Origin of the sequence: Desulfitobacterium sp. LBE, from assembly GCF_007830365.1 — a bacterium.
Taxonomy (GTDB): domain Bacteria; phylum Bacillota; class Desulfitobacteriia; order Desulfitobacteriales; family Desulfitobacteriaceae; genus Desulfitobacterium; species Desulfitobacterium hafniense.
On sequence record NZ_VLKD01000001.1, the window covers coordinates 5035234 to 5058273 of the forward strand.

Consider the following 23040-nt stretch of genomic DNA (forward strand, 5'->3'; position numbering starts at 1 on the left):
GGAGTTAATGTGATGAGAATCGCTGTAGACGCCATGGGAGGGGATCATGCCCCGGCCGAGATCGTCAAAGGAGCACTGCGCAGTATTGAACAGTTTGATATAGAGGTCATTTTGGTCGGGCAGCCGGAGCGCATCAAAGAATATCTGCCTCAGGGTGAATTGCCGGCTAAGGTGCGCATCAAAGAAGCCACTGAGGTGGTGGAGATGGATGAGCACCCGGCCCAGGCCGTGCGCAGGAAAAAGGATTCCTCCATCGTGGTGGCCACCCGTTTGGTGAAAGAAGGAGAAGCGGATGCCCTGGTCAGCGCGGGAAGCACAGGGGCCCAAATGGCTGCCTCCTTGCTTGGTTTGGGCCGGATCAAAGGGATTGACCGCCCGGCCATCGTGACCGTGCTGCCCACCTTAGAAGGAGGAAAGCTCCTCCTTGATGTGGGAGCCAATCCCGATGCCAAACCGGAACATCTCCTCCAGTATGCCATGATGGGAAGCATTTATGCCGAGAGCATTCTGGGTATCCAAAACCCCAAAGTGGGGCTTTTAAATATTGGTACAGAAGAAAGCAAAGGCAATGAACTGACTCAGGCCACCTATCCCCTTCTCCAGAAGGCTCCCTTGAACTTTATCGGCAATGTGGAAGGCCGGGCCATACCTTATGGTCAGGCGGCGGATGTGGTGGTCTGTGAAGGCTTTGTAGGCAATGTGGTGCTCAAGACCACCGAAGGGCTGGCAGGAGCGTTATTTCAACTGATTAAAGAGAAGATAACCGCCACACCCCTGCGCAAACTGGGGGCTTTGGCCATTAAACCCGGCTTGAAAGAAATCGCTAAAATGATGGATTATGCAGAATATGGGGGAGCGCCTCTGCTGGGTGTGAATGGCATCAGCATCATTTCCCATGGCAGTTCCAACGAGAAAGCCATATTTAATGCCATCCGCGTCGCTAAAGAATGTGTGGAGAGCGGTTTCATTGAGGAGATTAAAAAAGAGCTGCCGCGATTTACCGCTGCACAGGAGTAGACTGTGATCGATTACTGTACTTAAGAAAGAAGGAAGCAGCATGGTTAGTGTTGGAATCGTGGGCACAGGTTCCTATGTACCCGATAAGGTCTTGACGAATTTTGATCTGGAGCAGATGGTGGACACCAATGATCAATGGATAGTGAGCAGAACGGGGATTAAGGAGCGGCATATTGCCGGGCCTGAGACTCCGGTATCCGAGCTTTGCTACCAGGCGGCGGTGCGAGCCTTAGCAGACGCCAAACTCGTTCCGGAAGAGCTGGACTTGGTGATCGTCGCCACCATAACTCCTGATTTTGTGTTTCCGGCGACAGCTTGCCTGGTGGCGGAACGTCTGGGAGCCAAAAAGGCGGCAGGTTTTGATCTGCAGGCCGCCTGCACGGGATTTTTGTACGGAGTAGCAACTGCCGCTCAATTTATTGCTTCCGGTATCTATAAAAATGCCCTGGTGATTGGCGGGGAAACCTTAAGCAAGATCTTAAACTGGGAAGATCGGGGGACCTGCATCCTGTTTGGAGACGGGGCCGGTGCGGCAGTGCTGCAGCCGGTGGAAGAGGGCTATGGCTTCCTGGGTTATGACCTGGGTATGGATGGTGCGGGGGGCAATCTTTTGACCATGCCGGGAGGGGGCTCCATGCACCCTGCTTCCGCAGAAACCGTGGCCAAAAAAATGCACACCATCCAGATGGCCGGCAGTGAAGTGTTCAAATTTGCCGTCCGCATCATGGGTGAAACTGCCTTAAAAGCTCTGGACAAGGCAGGTTTAGGGATTGGCGATGTGGATTGTCTGATTCCCCATCAGGCCAACACCCGCATTGTGGATGCGGCAGTCAAACGGCTGGGGATTGATGCCGGGAAAGTCGTGGTCAACCTGGACCGCTATGGGAATATGTCGGCGGCTTCCATCCCGGTGGCTCTGGATGAAGCAGCGCGGAGCGGCCGTTTAAACTATGGAGACATTATGGTCATGGTGGGCTTTGGCGGAGGCTTAACCTGGGGAGCCGCTGTTGTGAAGTGGTCCAAGAGAGGGGTTTAGTTAATGATTAAAACGAGACTTTGTGATCTCATCGGCATTGAGTATCCTGTTTTTCAAGGAGGCATGGCTTGGACTGCTACCGGTGAACTGGCGGCGGCGGTGTCGGAAGCGGGAGGATTAGGCATTATAGGTGCCGGCCAGGCTCCGGCGGATTGGCTGCGTCAGGAAATTCATAAGATTAAAAAGGTAACAGACAAACCTTATGGTGTCAATGTCATGCTCATGTCTCCTTTTGTCGAGGATGTCATGCAAGTGATTGTGGAGGAAAGGGTTCCCGTCATTACCACAGGGGCGGGCAATCCGGGAAAATACATCCCCATGCTCAAAGAGGTGGGGACGAAGATCATTCCGGTAGTGGCTTCGGTGGCGTTGGCCAGACGTCTGGAAAAAGCCGGAGTGGACGCTCTGATCGCTGAAGGTATGGAATCCGGCGGCCATATCGGCGAAATCAGCACCTTGCCTTTGGTGCCTCAGGTGGTGGATGCGGTAAGCATTCCTGTGATTGCCGCCGGGGGGATTTATGATGGACGGGGAATGGTGGCAGCCCTGGCTTTAGGGGCAGAGGGTGTGCAAATGGGAACCCGCTTCATGTGTGCTGAAGAATGCACCATTTCCCCGAAGGTTAAAGAAATGATCCTCAAGGCCAAGGATCGGGACACCGTGGTGACAGGACGCTCCACAGGCCATCCTGTCCGCTGCCTGGGCAATAAACTGACCAGGGAGTTTGAGCAGCTGGAGAAAGAGGGAACAGATCCGGAAGTCCTGGAAAAAATGGGTGCGGGCAAACTGCGTCTGGCCATGGTGGAGGGCGATACTCAGAATGGCTCCGTGATGTCCGGGCAAATCGCCGGAGCAGTCCAGAAAATCGAACCGGCGGCAAGCATCATTCAGGATGTAATGCAAGGAGCTGAGCAGGAGCTGGCCCGGCTCAGCCAGCGCTTTGGCAGATAGGGGAAAGGAGCAGCGGATTTGGCGAAAATAGCATGCATTTTCCCCGGTCAGGGCTCCCAATACGTAGGCATGGGCAAAGAACTTTTTGCCACCCCTGGGGGCCAGGAAGTGCTGACGATTGGACAGCGTGTTCTTGGGGAAGAATTTATAAGGATCCTCCTGGAAGGACCGGAGGAGGAATTGAAAAAAACCGCCCATACTCAGCCCGCCATCCTCTTGACCAGTATAGCGGCTTGGCGGGGGCTGCAGGAGACCGGGATTCGTCCTGATTACTTGGCCGGCCATAGTCTGGGCGAGTATTCAGCCTATACAGCGGCGGGGAGTCTTTCCCTTGAAGAGGCCTTAAGGGTTGTGCGCCGCCGGGGAGAACTGATGCAGGCGGCTGTTCCCGAAGGCAAGGGTGCCATGGCTGCCATTCTCGGCTTGGAGAATGTTAAGGTGGAGGAAGCCTGCCGCCAAGCACGGGAAGAAGGCGGTTGGATCGTTGGCCCGGCCAATTATAATTCTCCGGGGCAGGTCGTGATCTCCGGCGAGACCGATGGAGTGCAGAAAGCCTGCCACTATGCTAAAGACCTGGGGGCCAAACGAGCCCTGCCTTTGGCAGTCAGCGGTCCTTTTCACTCTCCCTTGATGGCGGAAGCCGGCAAGGAGCTGCGTCAGGTGCTGGAAGGGGTAGCTTGGCAGGACCCCAGTGTGCCTGTGCTTGCCAACATTGATGGGCAAGAAGTCAGGGAGCGCGGCATGATTGTGGAGAGTCTGGTGCGGCAAGTCAGCGGGGCTGTGCTTTGGGAGCAATCCATCCGCTATCTGGGCGAACAAGGGGTTGACACCTTTATCGAGCTGGGTCCGGGGAAGGTTTTAACAGGACTGGTTAAGAAAATTCTCCCCGGTGTGACCCTGATTAATGTAGAAGATTCTTCTTCTTTAGGAAAAGCTACTTGCATATTTAAAGGAGAGTAGATAAAATGTTGCTGAATAATAGCGTAGCCATTGTCACCGGAGGAAGCCGCGGCATTGGACGTGCCATTGCCTTGGAACTGGCTCGTGCCGGGGCTAAAGTGGTGGTGAACTATGCCGGACATGGGGAAAAGGCGGAAGAAACCCTGAGCCTGATTCAGGAAGCAGGTGGAGAGGCTTTGGCAGTTCAGGCTGATGTCAGCCAAGGTGAAGATGTGGAACGGCTGATTCAGACCACCCTTAAAACCTATGGCAAGATCGATATTCTGGTCAATAATGCCGGAATTACCCGTGACACCTTGCTGCTGCGGATGAAGGAAACAGATTGGGATGCGGTGCTGGATACCAATCTCAAAGGGGTTTTCTTATGCACGAAGGCGGTCAGCAAGTCCATGATGAAGCAACGCTCCGGAGTTATTATCAATATCTCCTCTGTGGTCGGTATTACCGGCAATGCGGGACAAGCGAATTACGCGGCGGCCAAAGCGGGAATCATCGGCTTTACCAAATCCATCGCCAAAGAGCTGGGCTCCCGTGGCATCCGGGTCAATGCGGTGGCTCCGGGGTATATTTCTACAGATATGACGGAATCCTTAGGAGAAGAGGTCCGGGAGCAGGTCATGACCCAGATTCCGCTGGGCAGAATGGGTCAGCCTGAAGATATAGCCAGGACGGTTGTCTTTTTGGCTTCACCGGCCGCTTCCTACATCACTGGGCAAACCTTGGCCGTAGACGGCGGCATGGCTATGTAATTTTTTCAGCGAACCTTGAGAGGAGGTGAACAGGCAGCATGAGCGTTTTTGACAAAGTGAAATCAATCGTAGTGGATCAACTTGGGGTAGAAGAAGATGAAATTACATTAGAAACCACCTTCGCAGATCTGAATGCGGATTCTCTGGATATCGTTGAACTTATTATGGCTCTTGAAGAAGAATTTGATCTCGATATTCCCGATGAGGATGCAGAGAAAATTCGTAATGTCGGTGATGCAGTAAATTACATCAAGGAAAACCAATAAGACTCAAGGTCCCCTAAGTACATAGAGAGTCCCGTAGAATACTGCGGGACTTTCTTTTAAAGCTCTCTTCCTGCCAATTCCCAAGGGTGAGTCAGAAGCTGATTTTAGTATCAGGTCCTAATTTACTGTCCCGGCGACAGCCTTGCCCCTGGCATTGAGAAGGTTAATATATAAGAATGAAATGAAGCATCACTGTGGAAAATATCGGTATCATAATGCTTTGGATTTGAATGGAGGAACTTAAGTGAAAATTCCAGAACTCCGCATCGCCCATCATATAGCTAAGATGCCTGTAATTCAAGGAGGAATGGCGGTTAGAATATCCATGGCTCCTTTAGCAGCGGCTGTTGCTGAGGAAGGTGGAATCGGCTTGATTGCCGGAAGTGGTTTGAGCGTTGAAGAATTAAAGCAGGAAATCAGAGAAGCCAGGAAGCGCACCAAGGGGATTATCGGGGTGAACATCATGTTTGCGGTGCGTGAGTTTGCTCAGCTTGTCAAAGCAGCCTTTGATGAAAAGATTGACCTGCTGGTTTCCGGGGCAGGTTTTTCCAGAGATATGTTCACCTGGGGCCAGGAAGCGGGAATCCCTGTGGTGCCCATCGTGTCTTCCGCCAAGCTGGCCCGCTTATCCGAAAAGCTCGGTGCGGCGGCGGTGATTGTGGAAGGACATGAAGCGGGCGGACATTTAGGGACCGAACGCCCGATGCGGGAGATTCTGCCTGAGGTTAAGGAAGCTGTGAAGATCCCCGTTATTGGCGCGGGGGGAGTCATGGATGGCCAAGATGTGGCGGAGGTTCTGCGCTTAGGGGCTGACGGAGTACAAATGGGCACCCGTTTTGCCCTCAGTACCGAGAGCAGCGCCGCTCCGGAATGGAAGCAGCATCTCCTCGATGCTCAGGCAGAGGATATGGTCATTGTCCATAGCCCCGTGGGTCTGCCGGGGCGGGGCATCCGCAATCCCTTTACCGAGGCCCTGGCGGCAGGGAAGAATGTCCGGCGGATCGGCTGCGACCAATGCCTCAAGCATTGTGAGCGGAATTTTTGCATCATGGAGCGTCTGATCAAGGCTCAGCAAGGGGATATGAAAGAAGGCCTTGTCTTCTCAGGAGCTCATTATTCCCGCATCAAAAAAGTTTTATCGGTCCATGAGATCTTTGAAGATATTCGTGAACAAATACTCCGGGTCTAGACAAGGATTGAGCTACTTTACTGACAGTGGGATTAAAGGAGGATAAAGATGGAAAAGCAACGAGCGGTTATTACAGGAATGGGTGTGGTATCCCCGGTTGGGAGTAACCTGGAAACATTCTGGAACAGCTTAATTACCGGACAATCAGGGATAGACTTTGTCACTCGTTTTGATGTGGGGGATATGCCCACAAAAGTAGCGGGGGAGATTAAGGATTTTGAGCCTACGGATTGGCTGGATCGTAAAGAAAGCCGCCATATGGATCGCTTTACCCAGTTGGCTATGGCTGCGGCTAAAATGGCCGTCCAGGATTCCGGGTTAAATCTGGACCAGGTCAATAAGGAAAGGGCCAGCTGTATTGTGGGAACCGGAGTAGGCGGGGTCACCACCCTGGAACAGCAGAAAGAAGTCCTCATGAATAAAGGGCCGGGAAGAATCAGCCCCTTCTTTATTCCTATGCTGATCTCCAATATGGCTGCCGGTCATATTTCTCTTGAATTCGGCCTTCAGGGCTCCAGCTTAAGTGTGGCCACCGCCTGCGCCTCGGCTACCAATGCCATCGGTGAGGCCATGCGCCTTATCGAGCATGGCTATGCCGATGTGGTGCTTTGCGGCGGCACGGAAGCACCTATTGTACCTTTGGCTTTTGCGGGCTTTTGTGCCATGAAAGCCATGTCCACGGAGAAGGAAAATCCCCGGGAAGCCTGCCGTCCTTTCGACGCCAGAAGGTCGGGGTTTGTCATGGGTGAAGGAGCGGGGATCCTGGTTTTAGAATCCCTGGAGCATGCCCAAAAGCGGCAGGCCAGGATTTACGCTGAGCTTTCCGGATATGGCAGCACCTGTGACGCCTATCATATCACCTCTCCGGCGCCGGGAGGAGCAGGAGCCATCCAATCCATGCAAATGGCCTTGGCAGGGGCTGAGGTGCGGCCGGAAGAAGTGGATTATATCAACGCCCATGGCACCGGAACCAATGCCAACGACTCGGCGGAGACCGCAGCGATTAAAGCCCTCTTCGGGGAAGCGGCGCCAAAGGTGGCCATCAGCTCCACCAAGTCCATGACCGGTCATTTGTTAGGAGCGGCAGGAGCTATCGAAGCCATCGCCTGCGCTTTAACCATTAAGCACAGCATGATTCCACCCACCATAAACTATGGAGAACCTGACCCGGAATGCGATTTGGATTATGTTCCCAATACCCCCCGGCCAAAAGAAGTTCAAGTTGCCTTATCAAATACCTTTGGTTTTGGAGGACATAATGCTACAATTGTATTAAAACGTTATTAGGTGAGTAAGGAGTATGAGCGGTGGAAAAAAAACATCAGGGTACAGCAAAAACAACTAAGCATAATCTGCAGGGGAATAAACGTCATAAGTATCATGCCGATACTTTGCAGCGGATTCCTACAGGAATAGGTTTAGCAAAACGGTTGGAGTTGGATGAGCCCCCCAATCGCTTGTTCACGACTGCTTTAACCCACCCCTCGTATTTGTTTGAGAATCCACAATCCGGTCTGGAGAACAACCAAAGGCTGGAGTTTCTGGGTGACGCCATTCTGGATTTCGTGGTAGCGGAGTACCTTTACCTGAGTTATCCGGAGCGGCCTGAAGGAGAATTGACGAAGATGCGGGCGGCGGTGGTTAATGAGAGCACCCTGGCCCGCACCGCCAAGAAGATCCGGCTGGGGGAAGAATTGCTCCTGGGTAAAGGAGAACAGGTCTCAGGGGGCAGGGAAAGGCCTTCCATCTTAGCCGATGCCTGGGAGGCTATCGTGGGGGCTGTCTATTTGCAGTATGGCTTCCAAGAAGCGAGGAGAGTGGTTCTGACCTTGCTGAAGGAAGAAATTGCCGAAGTAGCCCAAGGCAACTATGGCGATTATAAGACCATGCTCCAGGAAAAAGCCCAGCGGGAAGAGACGGAAGTAACCTATCGCATCCTGGCCGAGGAAGGCCCCGATCATAATAAGCGCTTTACAGCCGGGGTGTTCCTCCAGGGAAACCTGCGGGGCAAGGGCATCGGACGGACCAAAAAGGAAGCCGAACAACGGGCAGCCCAACAAGTTTTAGATGAGTTTGGAGGGGAGAACAATGGCTAAAGCCGATACTCTCCCTGTTTTCTTGAAATCCATTACAATCCAAGGGTTTAAGTCCTTTGCGGACAAAGTGAAGCTGGAATTAGGGCAGGGCTTGAGTGTGGTAGTGGGGCCCAATGGGAGCGGCAAAAGCAATGTGGCCGATGCCATCCGCTGGGTTCTGGGGGAACAGAGCGCCAAAAACCTCAGGGGCAGCAAGATGGAGGATGTCATTTTCTCCGGCAGCAGTGTGCGGCGCCCGGTGGGGATGGCCGAGGTCTCCTTATTTTTTGATAACTCCACGGGGATTTTTCCCCTGGAGTATCAGGAAGTGATCATCACCCGCAGAGTCTATCGGGACGGAGAGGGACAATATTTTATCAACCGCTCCTCCTGCCGCCTTAAGGATATCCATGAACTTTTTATGGATACCGGTGCGGGCAAAGAAGGGTTTTCCATTATTGGTCAAGGCCGGGTCGAGGAGATTCTCAATCTGCGCTCCGAAGAACGGCGCACCTTGATCGAAGAAGCTTCAGGAATAACCAAATACCGCATGCGCAAACGGGAAGCACTTAAGCGTTTGGATGAAACGGAACATAATTTAGAGCGGATCAGGGATATCCTGGCCGAGATCGAAGGGCAATTAGGACCTTTGGAAGAGCAAGCCACCATAGCCAGGGAAGCGGTGGAGTTGACCACGGAACAAAAAGCCCTGGAAATTGAGATAGTGGCCTTTGATTTAAAAGAAGTTCGCCATAAGCTGACAACCTCCGTTCAGGAAACGGAAGAACTTCAGTCGGCCATCGCTGCGGCGGTAGCGGATCTAAGCCAGAAGGAAAGCGAGATTCTCGGCAACAAAGTAAAGCTCAATCTTCTGGATGAGCAGATCCAGAAGCAGCAGGAAACCACCTACCAATTGGATCAAGCAGTCAACCAAATCGTTCAGGAGTTGCGGCTCCGCCAGGAGCGGGAAGGCTACCTCGGCGAGCAGATTAACCGTGTCACCACAGAACTCTCCAGCCATGAGGAGAAGGTTCGCCAGAGTACAGAACAGCTCAGAGCCTTGGAGGACAGAAAAGCCCTCTTACATAAGACCTTGGAACAGGCTAATCAGGCTTTGGCGGCGGATGAACAGCGCTTGGCTGAAGCTAAAGCCAGGAATGGCTTAGAGGAAATTGACATCCTCAGGGGCGGCCTCTCTCATCTGCAGAGCAAGCTGGCTGAATCTACCGCAGAATTAAGCCGCCTTACCCATCAGTTGGCTACCCTGAATTCAACCCATGAGCAATTGATTAAAGAAAAAAAGGATAAAGAAGCAGCCCTGCTCTCTCATGAGCAGCAGGAGACCCAGGTTCAGGAGCAGCTTAAAGCCCAGGAAGGGCTGCAGACGGATATCCGGCACCAGACGGAGAGGGCCCATCAGGAGATAGCCCAGCTCCGCGAGCAGAGCAGAGCAGGGCAGAGAGAGCTCCAGGAGCTGAACCGGGACCTGGAGAAAAAATCAGCCCGCTATCATGCCCTGAAGAACCTGGAAGACTCCCTGGAAGGCTATCAACGGGGTGTCCGGGAGCTGATGCTGGCCAAGAAAAAAAACCAGCCTTCCTGCGGGGACCTCTGCGGCACCCTGGCGGATCTCCTTCAGGTTGAAGAGCGTTATGAGGTCGCCATCGAGGTGGCCCTGGGGGCAGGCATTCAAAATATCGTTACGGAAACGGAACGAGGCGCCAAGGAAGCCGTTCACTATCTGAAAAGCCACAATCTGGGCCGGGCTACTTTTTTACCCCTGGATGTGATTCAAGGGGGCAAGGCCACTGTGGCCAAAGAGGCCGCCCAGGACCCCGGCTTTATCGGCGTGGCGGTGGATCTTATCACCTTCGCCGAAAAATACCGCAAGGCTTTTGAATCCCAATTGGGGAGAACCCTCATCGTCACGGATATGGAGGCGGCCACCCGGGTGGCCAGAGCCTCGGGATATCGCGCCCGCATCGTGACCCTGGAAGGGGATCAGGTTCACCCTGGCGGCTCCCTGACCGGGGGAAGCCTGCAAAGAAAAGGCTCCAATCTCTTGGGACGTTCCCGGGAAATCCAGGAACTCCGGCAGGAGTGCGAAGAGAGACGTACCCAGCAAAAGGAACTGGAGCTCAAAGCAGGGGCTCTCAGCATCCAGATCCAAAAAGGTGAGGAAAACCTTAAGCATCTGATGGCTGAAGAGCAGGAGCTTAAATCCGCTCTGGCCGTGTTAAGAACTCAGGAGCTTAATCTCCGGGCCCAGGCCCAAAGGATTCGTGATGAAATAACCGCCGTAACCATCCGTGTGGCCGGGATAGAGCAGGAACGGGGTGAGCTGCAAAGCCATAAGGCCCTGGAGGCAGAAGAGCAAAGCAAGCTTACAGACAGCATCCAAGAGGCTCAGGAAGCCTTGGCCCGGCAGGAAGAAAAGAATCGCCAGGCCAGCCAGGAGATGGAACAGCTTCAGGAAAGACTGACCCAAACCAAGGTGCAGGCGGCTAAGTGGGAGCAGGAGCTCAAGCAGGCTGTGGAGCGCCTGGTCCAGGATCAGGCCCTGCTGGGGGAGAATAAGCATCTCCTGGAGCGCAAGCGCAAGGACTTGCAGGATTTAGAAGAGAGCAAAGCCCGTCTGGCCTTCGAGCAGGGGGACTGGGAGAGCCGCCGCAGGGAAGCAGGAGAGCAGCAGCAGCAAGCCCAGGAGGTCCTCATCGCTTTGCGCAAAGAGCGGGAGGTCCTATCCAAGGAGCTGATGGATCAGGAAGGTCTCGCCCAAAAGAAAAGGCAGGAACAGCAGACCCTGGAACAAAAGCTGCATAACCTGGAGCTGAAGACGGCCCGCTGGGATGCCGAATGGGAAACCGGCTCCAAGCGTTTGCTGGAAGAATTCGATATGACCTGGGATGAGGCTCAAGCCTACCAAAGTGAAAGAAACCGTACCGAGCTGGCGGCCAGAGTCCAGGAGATTAAACTGCGGATGGAGCTGCTGGGCCCTGTGAACCAGGCGGCCATTGAAGAATATCCGAAGCTCCAGGAGCGCTACGATTTTCTATCGGTGCAAAAGCAGGATCTGGAGGAGGCCAATGAATCCCTCCAGCAACTCATTGCCGAACTGGATAAGACCATGTCGGAACGTTTTGAAGAAGGGTTTATAGCGGTCAACGAAGCCTTTAAAGTAGTCTTCAAAGAGCTGTTCAACGGAGGCTATGCAGAACTTCGCTTAGTAGACCCGGCCAATCTTCTGGATACGGGGGTAGAGATCATCGCCCAGCCCCCGGGAAAAAAGCCCCAGCTGCTGTCTCTCCTTTCCGGAGGAGAGCGTGCTCTGACAGCCATCGGACTGCTCTTCGCCCTGCTTAAGGTGAAGCCCAGCCCCTTCTGTGTCCTTGATGAAATCGAGGCTTCCCTGGATGACGCTAATGTCAACCGCTTTGCCCAATACATTCACCGCTTATCAGACTCCACCCAGTTCCTGGTCATCTCGCACCGCAAAGGAACCATGGAAGCAGCCGATGTCCTCTATGGCATCACCATGGAGGAGTCGGGTGTATCTAAGCTTCTGTCCGTTCAGCTGGAAGGACAGGACAAGGATACCAGGACAGCTTGAGAGGATTGCGGGAGTTGGGATGGGTTTAGATAGGCCTGATGATTGTCTTTAGTTGGAGATATTAAGGGATAGATTTAAGTTGAAAAGGATGCTTCTCTTTTAAAGAGGGCATCTTTTGGTTTTTTAAAGATAATAAAATATATGTAATGTAACCTGAGTCGCATTATTATCGGTATTGCCGCTAGAGCATGAGATAATGAGGCTGATGTAATCGGCCTTACTGCATAAGTATGAGTTTTTATTGTCATGATTCAGCAATCTGTTAAAATGAGTTGAAAAAGTATTCTGTTTGTTTCAATTAAGCCGATCTTCCACTTATTATTGACATTTTTTCACAAGAAGGAATTGATAAAAATTGGGAGAAATATTATAAAAATAGAGATATTTAAAATTAAAATGAGGAAATATGAACCTGGAAAAGAACTTACAGCTATTCAAATGATTAGAGAGCACACAAGTACACGGAGGAGGGGTAGATTTTGTGGCCATGGAACCGCTTAAAGGATGAGACTTTCTACGAGGATTTATGTTATAAATACTATGAGCGGATTTATCTATACTGCTTAAGGAGAGTTAAAGGGCAGGAGGAACTCTTAGATCTGGTAGAGGAGTGCACCCAAAATACATTTTTGGAAGCAAGGAAGCAGCTTGCAAAATTAGTAAACCATCCGAATGTGGAAGGATGGTTATATACTACGGCACGGAATCTGGTCAATAACTCCTTTAGAAGTATGTACACCAAGAATAAATATGAAATCAGTATGGATAATGATCATATCTTGGAAGCTTGGGCGCGGATGGACAACGAATTGGAGGAACTCTTCAATGGCACTGCCGATTTGGACAAACTTTGCGAAGAGATTTTAGAGGGACTTCAAGCCGATGAGTATGAGCTTTATCGTGATTACTTTAAAAATAATATGTCCGTTTCAGAGCTTGCCGGGAAACATGAGATTTCCGCCACAGCAATGACGACCCGGATTTATCGGCTAAAAAAGAAAATTAAAAAAAGTGTTCGTATTCATTTTGAAAAGTGAACTAAAATTTTGTAGTCACTGTGATTTAATACAGTCTTTGTAATGTATATAAATGGAAGGTTGAAAAAGAAAGGGAGAAAATTATGGCTAAAGAACGGGATTCCCTTGATGTTATTAGTGATAAAGAAATTATCAGGAAGATACTCTCCGAAAAGGAAAGTGACGTTCTTGAAAAAGAAAAGCTATATCGTATTTTATATGAGGCATCGGCGGTGGATGAGGTCAGTATGGACACGGATTTGATCGACGAATGTATAAAGGCCATTAACTTGATTGAAGGAAAAGAAGAATATCTTTCCGAAGAGAAAATGAAAACCATGCGCCAGAATGTCGATCAAGCTTATAAGGAATGGCAGAGCAGCCAGCATAAAACCTTAGTGGGAAAAAGGATCGCTCAGGTTGCCGCAGCCTTTATTTTGATTTTTTTCACATCCTCTACAGTGGCCAGTGCTTTGGGCTATAATCTTTTCCAATCTGTAGTGAATTGGGGGAAAGATACGTTTAACTTATCGACTCAAAGTCAGCCGGTAGAAGAAGGTAATTCCAATGTCGCCGAGATGAAAACCTATAGCAGCATTCAGGAGGTTATTAAGGATATCCCGGTAAAGCCGCTCTTGCCTCAATGGGTTCCGGAGGGATTTGTCTTTAAGTATGGCGAGACTTTTAAATTACAGAATCACAGCAAGGCGTTATTATACTTTCAGGAAGATTCAGGCAAGGTTATTGTTTTTGACCTGAGTATCTACGTCGAAGGGGAGCAAGCAGTTGCGGACACTAACTTTGAGAAGGACGAAAATCTGGTAGAAGTTTATGAAAAAGATAATATAAAACACTACATTCTTCGCAACCTCGGTCAAACTCAGGCGATTTGGAGCCACAATAATACTGTCTATAATATTAGCGGCGATATCTCAGCGGATGAGCTAATTAAAATTGTTGACTCAATGAATTAATATGATTTTAGAAATCTAATTGAGAAAAGCAGGAGCGGTTGATATGCTTCTGCTTTTCTCATGGTTCCGTATAAACCTCGTTTTTGGGTTTTGAAAATAGCTAACTTATTCTATTAGTTGGCAGTCACTGGTTGGGAGGTAACGATCTTTGTCTCCTCCCCTCCTGCATTGGCAACGTAAAACTCAACATAGCTTCGATATTGTGTTCCAGGAGTTCCGTTATAATAACAGGCATAAGCATAAGTGCCGGTATTATAGAGGTAATCGTCTTTTGCGATGGTGTGGATAGACTGCCAGTAGCCATTTCTTAGCGTTTGAACTTCTATGGTTTTGACCCCAAGCTGATCAACGATTCTTGTAGCACCCAGTATATTTTCCAGATAGAGCTTTCCATTTCCTTGGGCTTGTACGATGGCGCTTGTTGAACGGATGTATAAACTTGCCTGAGGAGTATGAGCATTATTCCCAGCTGCGTAGGAAGTAAAGGGGGCCATCGTACAAAGTATTACGGAGAGAAACACAACAATAAGCTTTTTCATTAGTAACATGATTTTAACCTCCAGATATTCTTTTGTAAACATAGTCTGTTTTCGTAGAGAGAATTTCTTCACTCAGGTTTGAGGCTGCCCGCCGGGTGGGCAAAGTATCACGCTCCTTCTGGAATTTATTCCATCAATTTAGAAATCAAATGAAGTAAAAGTTTAGCTGGGCTAGCATTCTATCTGTAGCTTTTTGCAGTTACTTCTCTACTGTATACATTACCTAAGAAACGCAAAATCACATTTTTTTTAAAAGATTATTTTCATTAACCTTAGCCATCGATCATAATGAGCTAATTGCTACAGAAGAACCCTTTCGACCGTTTCCCGTACTGTTAGTTTAATTTCCACAAGTGTTAATGGATGCTATTCGCGGCGTTGAATCTATGAATTAATATTCTGTAAAAGTGTGGAAAAACGCTGTAATTTGTTGAAATATGTTTGAAAGTTTTAATGCTCATATAGATGTGATTTTGTTCATCTTATGTAATGTATAAGGTAAAGGAGATATTTATTGTTCAAGGAAAGGGCTCCCATTCAGTCAACCTTTCTGTATCTTACATCCTAAAGTCTCGTGATTTTATATCTAGGTCGGAAGTTTGACGCCCATAGCATCATAGACAGCCTGTTGCTTGCCGGTAATCTCTCCGAATATAAGCTCGGTTACCCGGTTGTTGGTACAACTCAATGATATCCAGCTCGTTCAGCAGTTCCTGCATACTATACTTTGAATTGAGTTTCTTTTCATCCATTACTTTCTTTATGTAGCACAGATAGATCAGGGCAACGAACTGTAAAAACCACGATCCACGAAGAGCTTTATCTTATCCAGTTTAAGAAATGTGATATCCTTCAGATGGCTTGCTATGGTTTTGACATCGGATACATTGTCCGGCAGTTTTCTGTAATAAGCAGGAAGGCCTGACTGTTCCCCCAGCAGCAGGGCCAGATTAGTTTGGGGGAGACGGTCACCTTCTTTATTCTTTCCGTATTTGACCTGTCTGATCAGCTCCGAGCAGGATGAAATGCTTGTGATGTCAAAGGCCAGAAACTCCGTTTCCAGGCGACGTCCGGCCTGCAGGCTGAAGAATTTCATCTTTTCTGCCTCGCCAATAGAAGCCAGGAGTTCACTGCTTCTCTGGGAAGGAATATCCCTGCCTTAAGGATGTCTGTGAGTACGGTTCCACTTCTGGAACCGGTACAGAGGGCGGCTTTCCAGGATCAGATAATAGATGATGGAGAGCATCTGTTTATAAGAACCCGGGAGGCATAGCTTAAGATCATGAGTAATGCCGGTCATCTCACCAATCTGGTCAAGGAGATAAACCGCCCCATAGAACTGACGGAGACGCTTATCCACAGGAACGGAGCCTGGCTGCATAGTTTCTTTAGCCTTTTTCAGTTCCTGCTGTAAGAGATACTTTTTATTAGGTATGAATTCACCCTTTACATTCTTGCCAATATAAATACGCTTGTGAGCGCCACGCTTTTTCTGGGTATCCCAGTAAGGCAGATCCTCGTAAACGTATTCTGTTCTGTTAATGATCTGTGTTCCTCTGGTCAATACAACACCCTCCATAGATATATTTATATCTATGTTCGGATGATGTCTACTCTTTCTATTAGTGATTATTAAACGGTTTCTGCAATCCTATATAGATATAAATCTCCGGGATTACAGTTTCCAACAAATTGTTGGAAACTCAATCTAAAATGAAGGAAGATCGAAGGGGGGATAGACATTATTAAATCAAAGCAGCATTACTTAAAAAAGTGAAGGGAGGTGTGAAGATGAGGGACACCAGCCTGCCAGGGCGGGTTCTATGAACTTACGAACTGGAAGGACTGGAGTAAGTAAGATATTTCCTTGCGGATAGGCAGGACGAAGGAATTGAGGGCAACGACCGTGTTAGACATAGGAGATTTGCTGCCGTGAGAATTGTGGTTTCCTGCATGGCCAAACATTGTAAGAATCTCGACGCTTAGTTTTGCCTACCTATTTTTCTCTGAATTAGTACTTGATAGTTTTCCTATCCGTTACAGGATCACTGAATGTGCGAAATGCTGTGAAAACAGAAGAAAATTGATTAAATCCTAAGATTATTTAAGGAGGATATAGCATGAAAAGAAAACTTATTGCGGCTTTAACAATTCTTACAATGATTTTATGTTCAGCATCTTATGTATTAGCGACAGATGATAAGAGCATTGACAAGAATGATCTCCAAGCAAATGATCCTCAAGCAATAGAAGAACAAATCGCGCAAGAAAAGGACTTTTATCTTTGGCAAATAGATGCATTAATTGATAGTGGCTATACGTACGATGAGATATCCAAAATGACAATCGAGGAAGTAGATAAGATTTTAACAAAAGATCTTAACGAAGAAGAATTGGCAAGATATAATGCCGCCAAGGAACCTGGGGTAAAGGCGATAGCCGCAACAGCACCTGCTGGTTATACTCGTGTTGCAATTGTTCCAGATGGGGGTGGAACAGATGAATACTTTCACCCATCAGTCAATACTACTGATAGTACAATAGCCGGTATTGTCGCAGATGCAAAATTAGGTTGTAAGAAAATCTTCGATACGACTTATAATTACCCCAGTATCACTTATGCAAATTATTTGTCTGGTGAGTGGGGTGAGGACCCTGGAAGAGAAAATTGGTGTCACGAAGGTATTGATATCGCGCATAAAGTCTACACAACAGCCGCCGCTTATTCACCAAGAGGAAATGGCGTTGTAACTTTATCCAGTACCAGCGGGAAGTATGTCAACATATGGTTTCCATCGTTAGGGGTTACCATGAATTTTCAGCATTTGAATGACATTGATGGTACAGGAGCTTTACTCGAAGGTGAGCCGGTTGATCTGATGCAATTCCTAGGGAGGCAGAACACAACAGATGCGCATGTACATGTACAAACGTGTACACACTACAAATGCACTCAAGTCCATAGTGGCCGAGAATTGAATTACGAATGCGTCAAACCGTATGCTTATATCAAATAAATAATCCTCTAGGCTAATAGCTGTTGGCTTTTCAACAGCTATTAGCCTGTAATATAATGATTGTAACGCGATTGAATAAAGGGAGGATACTATGAGAAGAGCATATAGCTTCTTTATTATAATACTTCTGGTAATGGGATTAACTGCTTGCGGAAATCAAGCGGCAATGAAAGAAAATAATACAAACCCAAAGGAGAAAAAGATTTCTTTTGACCCCGGACAATCTTTTGTAATGAATAAGTGTTTATGGTATGATGATGCCAATGTTTTGCTTGTTTTTGGCAACAATGAAAAAGACGAGCAATCAAAAATAATTTCTTACAATTTATATTCCCAAACCAGTAAAGTTTTATTTGAAGGCCAATATTCCACGAATTATACGGATCAAGTATTAATCAATGATCAGAACATCGGGTATCATAATTTGGAAAAGGCTTTGATCTATGACAAGAACAGTCTGGAAAAAGTTGATGAATATAAAAAAAAGATTGAAGATCAATTTACATGTTATTCTCCTAATATGGAATATTTAGCAGAAGTTCGGAAAGATGGGCTTTATATCACAAACAATGTGTTGAATGATCCCAAAGCGATAGAAAAACAAATCGCACAGGAAAAGAACTTTTACCTTTGGCAAATAGATGCATTAATTGATAGTGGCTATGTCTATGATGAGATATCCAAAATGACAGTCGAGGAAGTAGATAAGATTTTAACAAAAGGCCTTGGGGAGGATGAGCTGGCAAGCTATAATGCTGCTAAGGAATCCGAGGCAAAGGCGGCAACTGCAACACCACCTGCCGGGTATACTAAGGAAAGTAAAAGAATCGATATTGCATCCCCAAACTATATCAGTTTATCTTGGTCTGAAGACAACGCCAAGTTAGTGTACATTACAAATAATTACAGCGATATTTGTATCTTAAATAGAGATTCAATGGAAAAACAAACATTAACCGGAGGAAAGGATTTTCAGTATCCTGATGGATTCGTCCAATTAATGTGGTGTGGTTTTTTGCCTAACAATAACGATATTCTTGTCAACATACTGGGCGAAAGTAATGATACCATTGCTATCCTTAACAGCGCCGGAGCCAAAGCCCCGAAATTCATTTCGGAGAATGGAAGAATCACTGTAATGGATATCTCCGATCGTCTAATTATGTACGCTTTAAATGAAAATAATTCAACGGAGGAAAAGCTTATCTGCTACGATTATTTAATCGATAAGCAAAATATTGTCTATAACACAACGGATTCAATTGTTTCGGCTGGTTTTTCGTCTGATCAAAATAGCATTTTTCTGTCGACTCTTCCCCGAAAAGGCAAAAACGAGCATCAGTTATATACTTTTAAAATAAATTAGATTTAGAATATAAGGTATATACGGCATTCCGAAGGAAGTAGTAAGGAAGACTATTTAAAAATCGAAGATGAAATCTTCGATGATTTATCTTTAGATAAGATATACGAAAGTGCAAAGGGTCACTGGCAGAACAGGGAGTGAAGCTGCACGGGAGCTTCCTTAGGAACCTCCCTGGGGCCCGACCCCTCATAATTCGACAGCTGGAAGGCCAGGACAAGGATGCCTAGACAGCTTGAGAGAATTGCGAAAGTTGGGATGGGTTTAGATAGGCCTAATGATTGTCGTTAATGGAGATGTCATGGAATAAAGTTAAGTTGAAAAGGATGCTTCCCTTTTAAAGGGAGGCATCCTTTGGCTTTTAGCTACTTCTTAAATCTTTTCGTATTACAATTCCTTCTGGAGTTGTCTATTTCTTATTTGCCAGATTTTGTTGATATTGATAAATGAAGGCATTTTGATATATTTGGAGAATTTAAATTATAAATGAAGGAGAATTAATTATAAGGAGTAGAGTCATGATGAAAAAGCTAATATTCCTTTTGGTGGTATTTTTATTATTTTCTTTTTCCACCACTGCTCTAGCATCTACCCAAAAATTATTAGGTATTGATAGATATGAAACATCGGCACAAATAGCATTAAATGGCTGGAACCGCTCTATGTTTGCAATATTAGTTCCGGGCGATAATTTTCCAGATGCTATAAGTGCCGCTCCTTTAGCAAAATACTATTCAGCACCAATTCTATTGACCAAAAAAGATTATATTCCAACAGATATTTTAAATGCCATTAAGCAACTAGAAATAACTGATATGATTATAGTCGGTGGAACTGGCGTAATTACGACATCCGTAGAAAGTGAACTAATCTCCTTAGGTATAAGAACTAGTCGAATAGATGGTCGTGACCGATATGAAACCAGCGTTAATATTGCTAAACATTTTAAAATCAGCAATAAAAATGATATTAGCGAAATCGCAATTGTAACCGGAGAAGATTTCGCAGATGCTTTGTCGATAGCTCCTATTGCTGCAAATAAGCATATGCCAATACTATTGGTTCAGCATAATAAGATTCCTGATGATGTAAAGGAATTTTTAGATACATGTAAACCGACTAAAACTTACGTTGTGGGTGCCGGATCTTCGCTGGATAAATCATTATTAGATGAGCTTCCCAATGTTGAGCAAATAAATGGAATGGATAAATATCAGAGAAACCTGGCTGTTATTGATAAATTCAAAAGCGAATTGGATTTAGATTCCATCTACTTAACTACTGGGGAAGATTATGCAGATGGACTATCCGGTGCTGCTTTAGCAAGTATACGTTATAACCCAATAGTTTTGGTTGGTGAAAATGCCAAAGCACCAAAAGACTATTTAGATAATAATTCAATTACCAACTACAATCTTGTTGTTCTTGGCGGTAGGGTAAATAATATGGAATTAGTCAGCTCTCCAATTATTGATTTTGAAGAAAAGAAAATAAGCGATGCAGCTAAAATAAACTTTAATGATATTACGAAAATAGTATTTTATGATGGAAGGGGTGGATTAAATAAACCCTTAATCATTGACGATGAACAAAATATTAAGGAGTTTATTAGTTACTTGGATGCTTATGTTATAAAAAAAACGTCTGATCCCAATATGGTAGGATGGATACACGAGGCTGTGTTTTATGATAAAAATAACGTCAGAATAATGGATGTTACTTTTAGGAATCCCATAGAAATCAATAAGCAATACTATGATGTTGTAAAAGGTGATTTAGATACTAATAAGATTGATGCCTTTCTTAAGTCAGTTGAACCATCTTGGAGAAATTCCAGATAATTAAACTTTGAGCCGCTTAAATAGGGGCCACTGGAATGCCGAATGGGAAACCGGCTCCAAACGGTTGCTGGAAGAATTCGCCCTGACCTGGGATGAGGCTCAAACTTACCAAAGTGAAAGAAGCCGTGCCGAGCTGGCGGCCAGGGTGCAGGAGATTAAACTGCGGATTGAGCTGCTGGGCCCTGTGAACCAGGCGACCATTGAAGAATATCCGAAGCTCTAGGAGCGCTACGATTTTCTATCGGTGCAAAAGCAGGATTTGGAGGAGTCCGGTGTATCTAAGCTGCTGTCAGTTCAGCTGGAAGGCCAGGACAAGGATACGCGGACGGCTTGAGAGGACAATACATCCTTCGGAAAAGAGGTAATAAAATAAATTGTTTTGGAGCTTCTCGGTTGAGAAGCTTTTTCTTTTTGAAAAATATTCTTATTTTTTTATTTTTTGTAACCAAAGTTTGTTTTCAATTGTCTAACTTATGAGAGAGATATTTTAAGAGGATGATTTATGAGAAGATGGCCAGTCCAATGGGAATTGGTATATGCTCCAGTCTTACATACACGGCCAATAACGTATCATATACGGCAAGTAATTAGTATATTTTTGACGTTGGATGGCTTTTGCCATTTAATAATTTAATATAGGAAGCCGCCGGCTGACACTGATGCCAGAAAGGGGGGGAGTAGAGGCTCTAATGTGTCTCTTAAAAAGATCAAATTTGGGACTGAAATTAAGGAATTATTGTTCAATGGGTTCAGTAAATAATGGGGGTGATGTTGCAGGAGTACAGAATGGCGAAAGAGTTATGGATTCAGACTCAAGCTAAGTTTGACACCAAAGGGTTCCAAGGGGGCTGTTTCAATGTACTAAAGATAATTGTGAAGTTGGTGGATTGGAGAGTAGCTCAATAATTAGACTTAAGGGTGATTATGCAGTGAAAAAGATAGTATTGGTTATTGCTTTAGTAATCACTTTATTTAGCGCAAAAACGGCACTTGGGTTAATTTATCCGGATAGCTGGTATGATGCACGTTCTTGGACATGGGAATATAATGCCCCTGCAACATCAACTTATAATTGTCTAGCCTATGCCTTAGATATCACATCGACTTGGGTATGGCCTTGGGGAAGCACACATCCAACTTCTTCCCAAGTTGATGCGTATTTGGCTTATCTAGGTTACACAGGTTATAATTGGGGATATCCAATTCAACCCAAAATTATATCGTATGGAACATCTTCAGCCGTTACCCATTTTAGCAAAGTCCCACCCGGAGCTTCTGGTTATTGCATAGCAAAATGGGGAGATCTTGAACGTTTTAAACATTATTCATGGGATCCATATTATACAAGTTTTTATGGTGCGCCGGTGAAGACTTATCAATAGATGTTCTTAAGATTACAACGTTAGAAGGAGTGATAAAGTGAAAAAGAAAGTAGTAATCGTAATCGTATTTTCAGTTTTATTGGTTCCTTTACTTATCCTTAACACGGTTCATCAGGCCAGCGCTTCGGTAAAGGTTGAAACAAATATGACGGAGATTATGAAAAATATAGATATTGCGGCCAAAAATAACCCGGAGGCGGCAATGAGTTCTAACCCGTATGATTATACAGCAAATAACCCCTATTTTGATAATATTGTCGATTTAGGGTCAGTTGCCTTACCCGCCATACGTCAGAAAATAAAAAACAGCAGCAACAATGGATTGGAAGAGTACATCCTGGCCATTGCTGCAGAAAAAATCGCTAAAGTAGATCTAAAAGATGATCAAAGTCTTTGGACAACCGCCAAGGAATGGGTTACACAGTGGGATAATCACCTTAAAACAGTTGAACACAATGTAGATAAGATTACTTCATCAGCAGATACTGATGAAGAAAAAACAAAACAACTTGTTAAGCTGGGGACTCCGGCAATACCGTTTATCATGGATAAAATAGAAAACGGTCAAATTGAGGCAGCACCGGCTCTTGAAATTCTGTTAACAGGGAACGCCTCTGTGAATGATGAACTTGGCAAAATAACGAATTGGCAAATCTGGGCCAAAGAGAACAAAGATAACTTTGATGATTTGCGAAGCCTTGTCGAAGAGGCTAATACCAATGAATAGATGAGGGGAGCTTCCTTCAGAACCTCCCCTGAGGTCTGCTTCTCTGGATGATGCCAATGCCAGCCGCTTTGCCCAATATATCCACTACTTGGCAGACTCCACCCAGTTCCTGGTCATCTCTCACCGCAAAGGAACCATGGAAGCAGCCGATGTTCTCTATGGCATCACCATGGAGGAGTCGGGTGTATCTAAGCTACTCTCTGCTAAGTTGAAAAGGATGCTCTCTTTTAACGAGGGCATCCTTTGAGTTTTAGCCTAGTCAAAAGACGAAGCTTTTGTTATCATAATTTGTAAGATAACCCAAAAGTTCCTGCTTTTTACGAGAGAG

At 46.4% G+C, this 23040-nt stretch carries 22 protein-coding genes; 19 read left to right on the plus strand and 3 right to left on the minus strand.

Features of this window, described 5'->3' with window-relative positions; genetic code table 11:
- Nucleotides 1-12 precede the first annotated feature (12 nt).
- The 12 genes from plsX to DESLBE_RS23850 all read left to right on the plus strand — a co-directional run bounded on the left by plsX (nt 13) and on the right by DESLBE_RS23850 (nt 13843).
- Nucleotides 13-1017: a phosphate acyltransferase PlsX gene (gene plsX, locus DESLBE_RS23795; protein ID WP_172625545.1), complete on the plus strand. Its 1005-nt coding sequence runs from the start codon at nt 13-15 to the stop codon at nt 1015-1017.
- Nucleotides 1018-1057: 40 nt separating this feature from the next.
- On the plus strand, nt 1058-2053 hold the full coding sequence (locus DESLBE_RS23800) for a beta-ketoacyl-ACP synthase III (RefSeq protein WP_018307025.1): 996 nt from the start codon (nt 1058-1060) through the stop codon (nt 2051-2053).
- 3 nt (nt 2054-2056) lie between these two features.
- Nucleotides 2057-3004 (plus strand): enoyl-[acyl-carrier-protein] reductase FabK, encoded by a 948-nt coding sequence (gene fabK / locus DESLBE_RS23805; RefSeq protein WP_144678408.1) that lies wholly within the window; start codon nt 2057-2059, stop codon nt 3002-3004.
- 18 nt (nt 3005-3022) lie between these two features.
- A complete protein-coding gene (fabD, locus tag DESLBE_RS23810) occupies nt 3023-3964 on the plus strand; it encodes an ACP S-malonyltransferase (RefSeq protein ID WP_144678409.1) in 942 nt (313 codons plus the stop codon).
- A 5-nt stretch (nt 3965-3969) separates the two neighbouring features.
- Nucleotides 3970-4713 (plus strand): 3-oxoacyl-[acyl-carrier-protein] reductase, encoded by a 744-nt coding sequence (gene fabG / locus DESLBE_RS23815; protein WP_144678410.1) that lies wholly within the window; start codon nt 3970-3972, stop codon nt 4711-4713.
- Nucleotides 4714-4751: 38 nt separating this feature from the next.
- Nucleotides 4752-4979 carry an acyl carrier protein gene (gene acpP / locus DESLBE_RS23820; RefSeq protein ID WP_005813415.1) on the plus strand — a complete coding sequence of 76 codons (228 nt, stop codon included), beginning with the start codon at nt 4752-4754 and terminating at the stop codon, nt 4977-4979.
- A gap of 244 nt (nt 4980-5223) precedes the next feature.
- Nucleotides 5224-6168: a nitronate monooxygenase gene (locus DESLBE_RS23825; RefSeq protein WP_144678411.1), complete on the plus strand. Its 945-nt coding sequence runs from the start codon at nt 5224-5226 to the stop codon at nt 6166-6168.
- Nucleotides 6169-6216: 48 nt separating this feature from the next.
- The gene (gene fabF, locus DESLBE_RS23830; protein ID WP_144678412.1) at nt 6217-7455 is read left to right on the plus strand and encodes a beta-ketoacyl-ACP synthase II; all 1239 of its coding nucleotides are present in this window, start codon (nt 6217-6219) and stop codon (nt 7453-7455) included.
- 20 nt (nt 7456-7475) lie between these two features.
- The gene (gene rnc, locus DESLBE_RS23835) at nt 7476-8264 is read left to right on the plus strand and encodes a ribonuclease III (RefSeq protein ID WP_144678413.1); all 789 of its coding nucleotides are present in this window, start codon (nt 7476-7478) and stop codon (nt 8262-8264) included.
- The gene (gene smc / locus DESLBE_RS23840; RefSeq protein WP_144678414.1) at nt 8257-11853 is read left to right on the plus strand and encodes a chromosome segregation protein SMC; all 3597 of its coding nucleotides are present in this window, start codon (nt 8257-8259) and stop codon (nt 11851-11853) included. The genes rnc and smc overlap by 8 nt, the downstream gene beginning before the upstream one ends.
- A 479-nt stretch (nt 11854-12332) precedes the next feature.
- A complete protein-coding gene (locus DESLBE_RS23845; RefSeq protein WP_011460496.1) occupies nt 12333-12890 on the plus strand; it encodes a sigma-70 family RNA polymerase sigma factor in 558 nt (185 codons plus the stop codon).
- 83 nt (nt 12891-12973) lie between these two features.
- Nucleotides 12974-13843, plus strand: coding sequence for a DUF4367 domain-containing protein (locus DESLBE_RS23850; RefSeq protein ID WP_011460495.1), 870 nt, complete (start codon nt 12974-12976; stop codon nt 13841-13843).
- A gap of 113 nt (nt 13844-13956) precedes the next feature.
- Here the strand turns inward: DESLBE_RS23850 and DESLBE_RS23855 are convergent, their stop codons facing one another.
- From DESLBE_RS23855 to DESLBE_RS23865, 3 genes are all read right to left on the minus strand, one after another.
- Nucleotides 13957-14391: a hypothetical protein gene (locus tag DESLBE_RS23855; protein WP_018307028.1), complete on the minus strand. Its 435-nt coding sequence runs from the start codon at nt 14389-14391 to the stop codon at nt 13957-13959.
- A gap of 769 nt (nt 14392-15160) precedes the next feature.
- On the minus strand, nt 15161-15478 hold the full coding sequence (locus tag DESLBE_RS23860) for a hypothetical protein (protein ID WP_011460494.1): 318 nt from the start codon (nt 15476-15478) through the stop codon (nt 15161-15163).
- A 63-nt stretch (nt 15479-15541) separates the two neighbouring features.
- Nucleotides 15542-15946 carry a hypothetical protein gene (locus tag DESLBE_RS23865; protein WP_018307029.1) on the minus strand — a complete coding sequence of 135 codons (405 nt, stop codon included), beginning with the start codon at nt 15944-15946 and terminating at the stop codon, nt 15542-15544.
- 556 nt (nt 15947-16502) lie between these two features.
- Here DESLBE_RS23865 and DESLBE_RS23870 point away from each other — a divergent pair.
- From DESLBE_RS23870 to DESLBE_RS23900, 7 genes are all read left to right on the plus strand, one after another.
- Nucleotides 16503-17399, plus strand: a complete 897-nt coding sequence (locus tag DESLBE_RS23870) for a hypothetical protein (protein WP_011460492.1) — start codon at nt 16503-16505, stop codon at nt 17397-17399.
- 91 nt (nt 17400-17490) lie between these two features.
- The gene (locus DESLBE_RS23875) at nt 17491-18765 is read left to right on the plus strand and encodes a hypothetical protein (RefSeq protein ID WP_011460491.1); all 1275 of its coding nucleotides are present in this window, start codon (nt 17491-17493) and stop codon (nt 18763-18765) included.
- Nucleotides 18766-19280: 515 nt separating this feature from the next.
- Complete coding sequence (locus DESLBE_RS23880; protein WP_144678415.1) at nt 19281-20603, plus strand: cell wall-binding repeat-containing protein; 1323 nt, start codon at nt 19281-19283, stop codon at nt 20601-20603.
- Nucleotides 20604-20610: 7 nt separating this feature from the next.
- Complete coding sequence (locus DESLBE_RS23885) at nt 20611-20826, plus strand: hypothetical protein (RefSeq protein ID WP_005813096.1); 216 nt, start codon at nt 20611-20613, stop codon at nt 20824-20826.
- Between the two features lie 706 nt (nt 20827-21532).
- The gene (locus DESLBE_RS23890; RefSeq protein WP_144678416.1) at nt 21533-21985 is read left to right on the plus strand and encodes a hypothetical protein; all 453 of its coding nucleotides are present in this window, start codon (nt 21533-21535) and stop codon (nt 21983-21985) included.
- Between the two features lie 37 nt (nt 21986-22022).
- Entirely contained in the window at nt 22023-22712 is a 690-nt protein-coding gene (locus DESLBE_RS23895) for a hypothetical protein (protein ID WP_005813101.1), read from the plus strand.
- A 43-nt stretch (nt 22713-22755) separates the two neighbouring features.
- Complete coding sequence (locus tag DESLBE_RS23900) at nt 22756-22959, plus strand: hypothetical protein (protein ID WP_282432853.1); 204 nt, start codon at nt 22756-22758, stop codon at nt 22957-22959.
- Nucleotides 22960-23040 lie beyond the last annotated feature (81 nt).

Bases quoted from the DNA above. Each gene is read 5' to 3' on its own strand.
- plsX (WP_172625545.1), top strand. From the start codon at position 13: ATGAGAATCGCTGTAGACGCCATGGGAGGGGATCATGCCCCGGCCGAG.
- DESLBE_RS23800 (WP_018307025.1), top strand. From the start codon at position 1,058: ATGGTTAGTGTTGGAATCGTGGGCACAGGTTCCTATGTACCCGATAAG.
- fabK (WP_144678408.1), top strand. From the start codon at position 2,057: ATGATTAAAACGAGACTTTGTGATCTCATCGGCATTGAGTATCCTGTT.
- fabG (WP_144678410.1), top strand. From the start codon at position 3,970: ATGTTGCTGAATAATAGCGTAGCCATTGTCACCGGAGGAAGCCGCGGC.
- acpP (WP_005813415.1), top strand. From the start codon at position 4,752: ATGAGCGTTTTTGACAAAGTGAAATCAATCGTAGTGGATCAACTTGGG.
- fabF (WP_144678412.1), top strand. From the start codon at position 6,217: ATGGAAAAGCAACGAGCGGTTATTACAGGAATGGGTGTGGTATCCCCG.
- smc (WP_144678414.1), top strand. From the start codon at position 8,257: ATGGCTAAAGCCGATACTCTCCCTGTTTTCTTGAAATCCATTACAATC.
- DESLBE_RS23850 (WP_011460495.1), top strand. From the start codon at position 12,974: ATGGCTAAAGAACGGGATTCCCTTGATGTTATTAGTGATAAAGAAATT.
- DESLBE_RS23855 (WP_018307028.1), bottom strand. From the start codon at position 14,391: ATGTTACTAATGAAAAAGCTTATTGTTGTGTTTCTCTCCGTAATACTT.
- DESLBE_RS23860 (WP_011460494.1), bottom strand. From the start codon at position 15,478: ATGAAATTCTTCAGCCTGCAGGCCGGACGTCGCCTGGAAACGGAGTTT.
- DESLBE_RS23870 (WP_011460492.1), top strand. From the start codon at position 16,503: ATGAAAAGAAAACTTATTGCGGCTTTAACAATTCTTACAATGATTTTA.
- DESLBE_RS23875 (WP_011460491.1), top strand. From the start codon at position 17,491: ATGAGAAGAGCATATAGCTTCTTTATTATAATACTTCTGGTAATGGGA.
- DESLBE_RS23880 (WP_144678415.1), top strand. From the start codon at position 19,281: ATGATGAAAAAGCTAATATTCCTTTTGGTGGTATTTTTATTATTTTCT.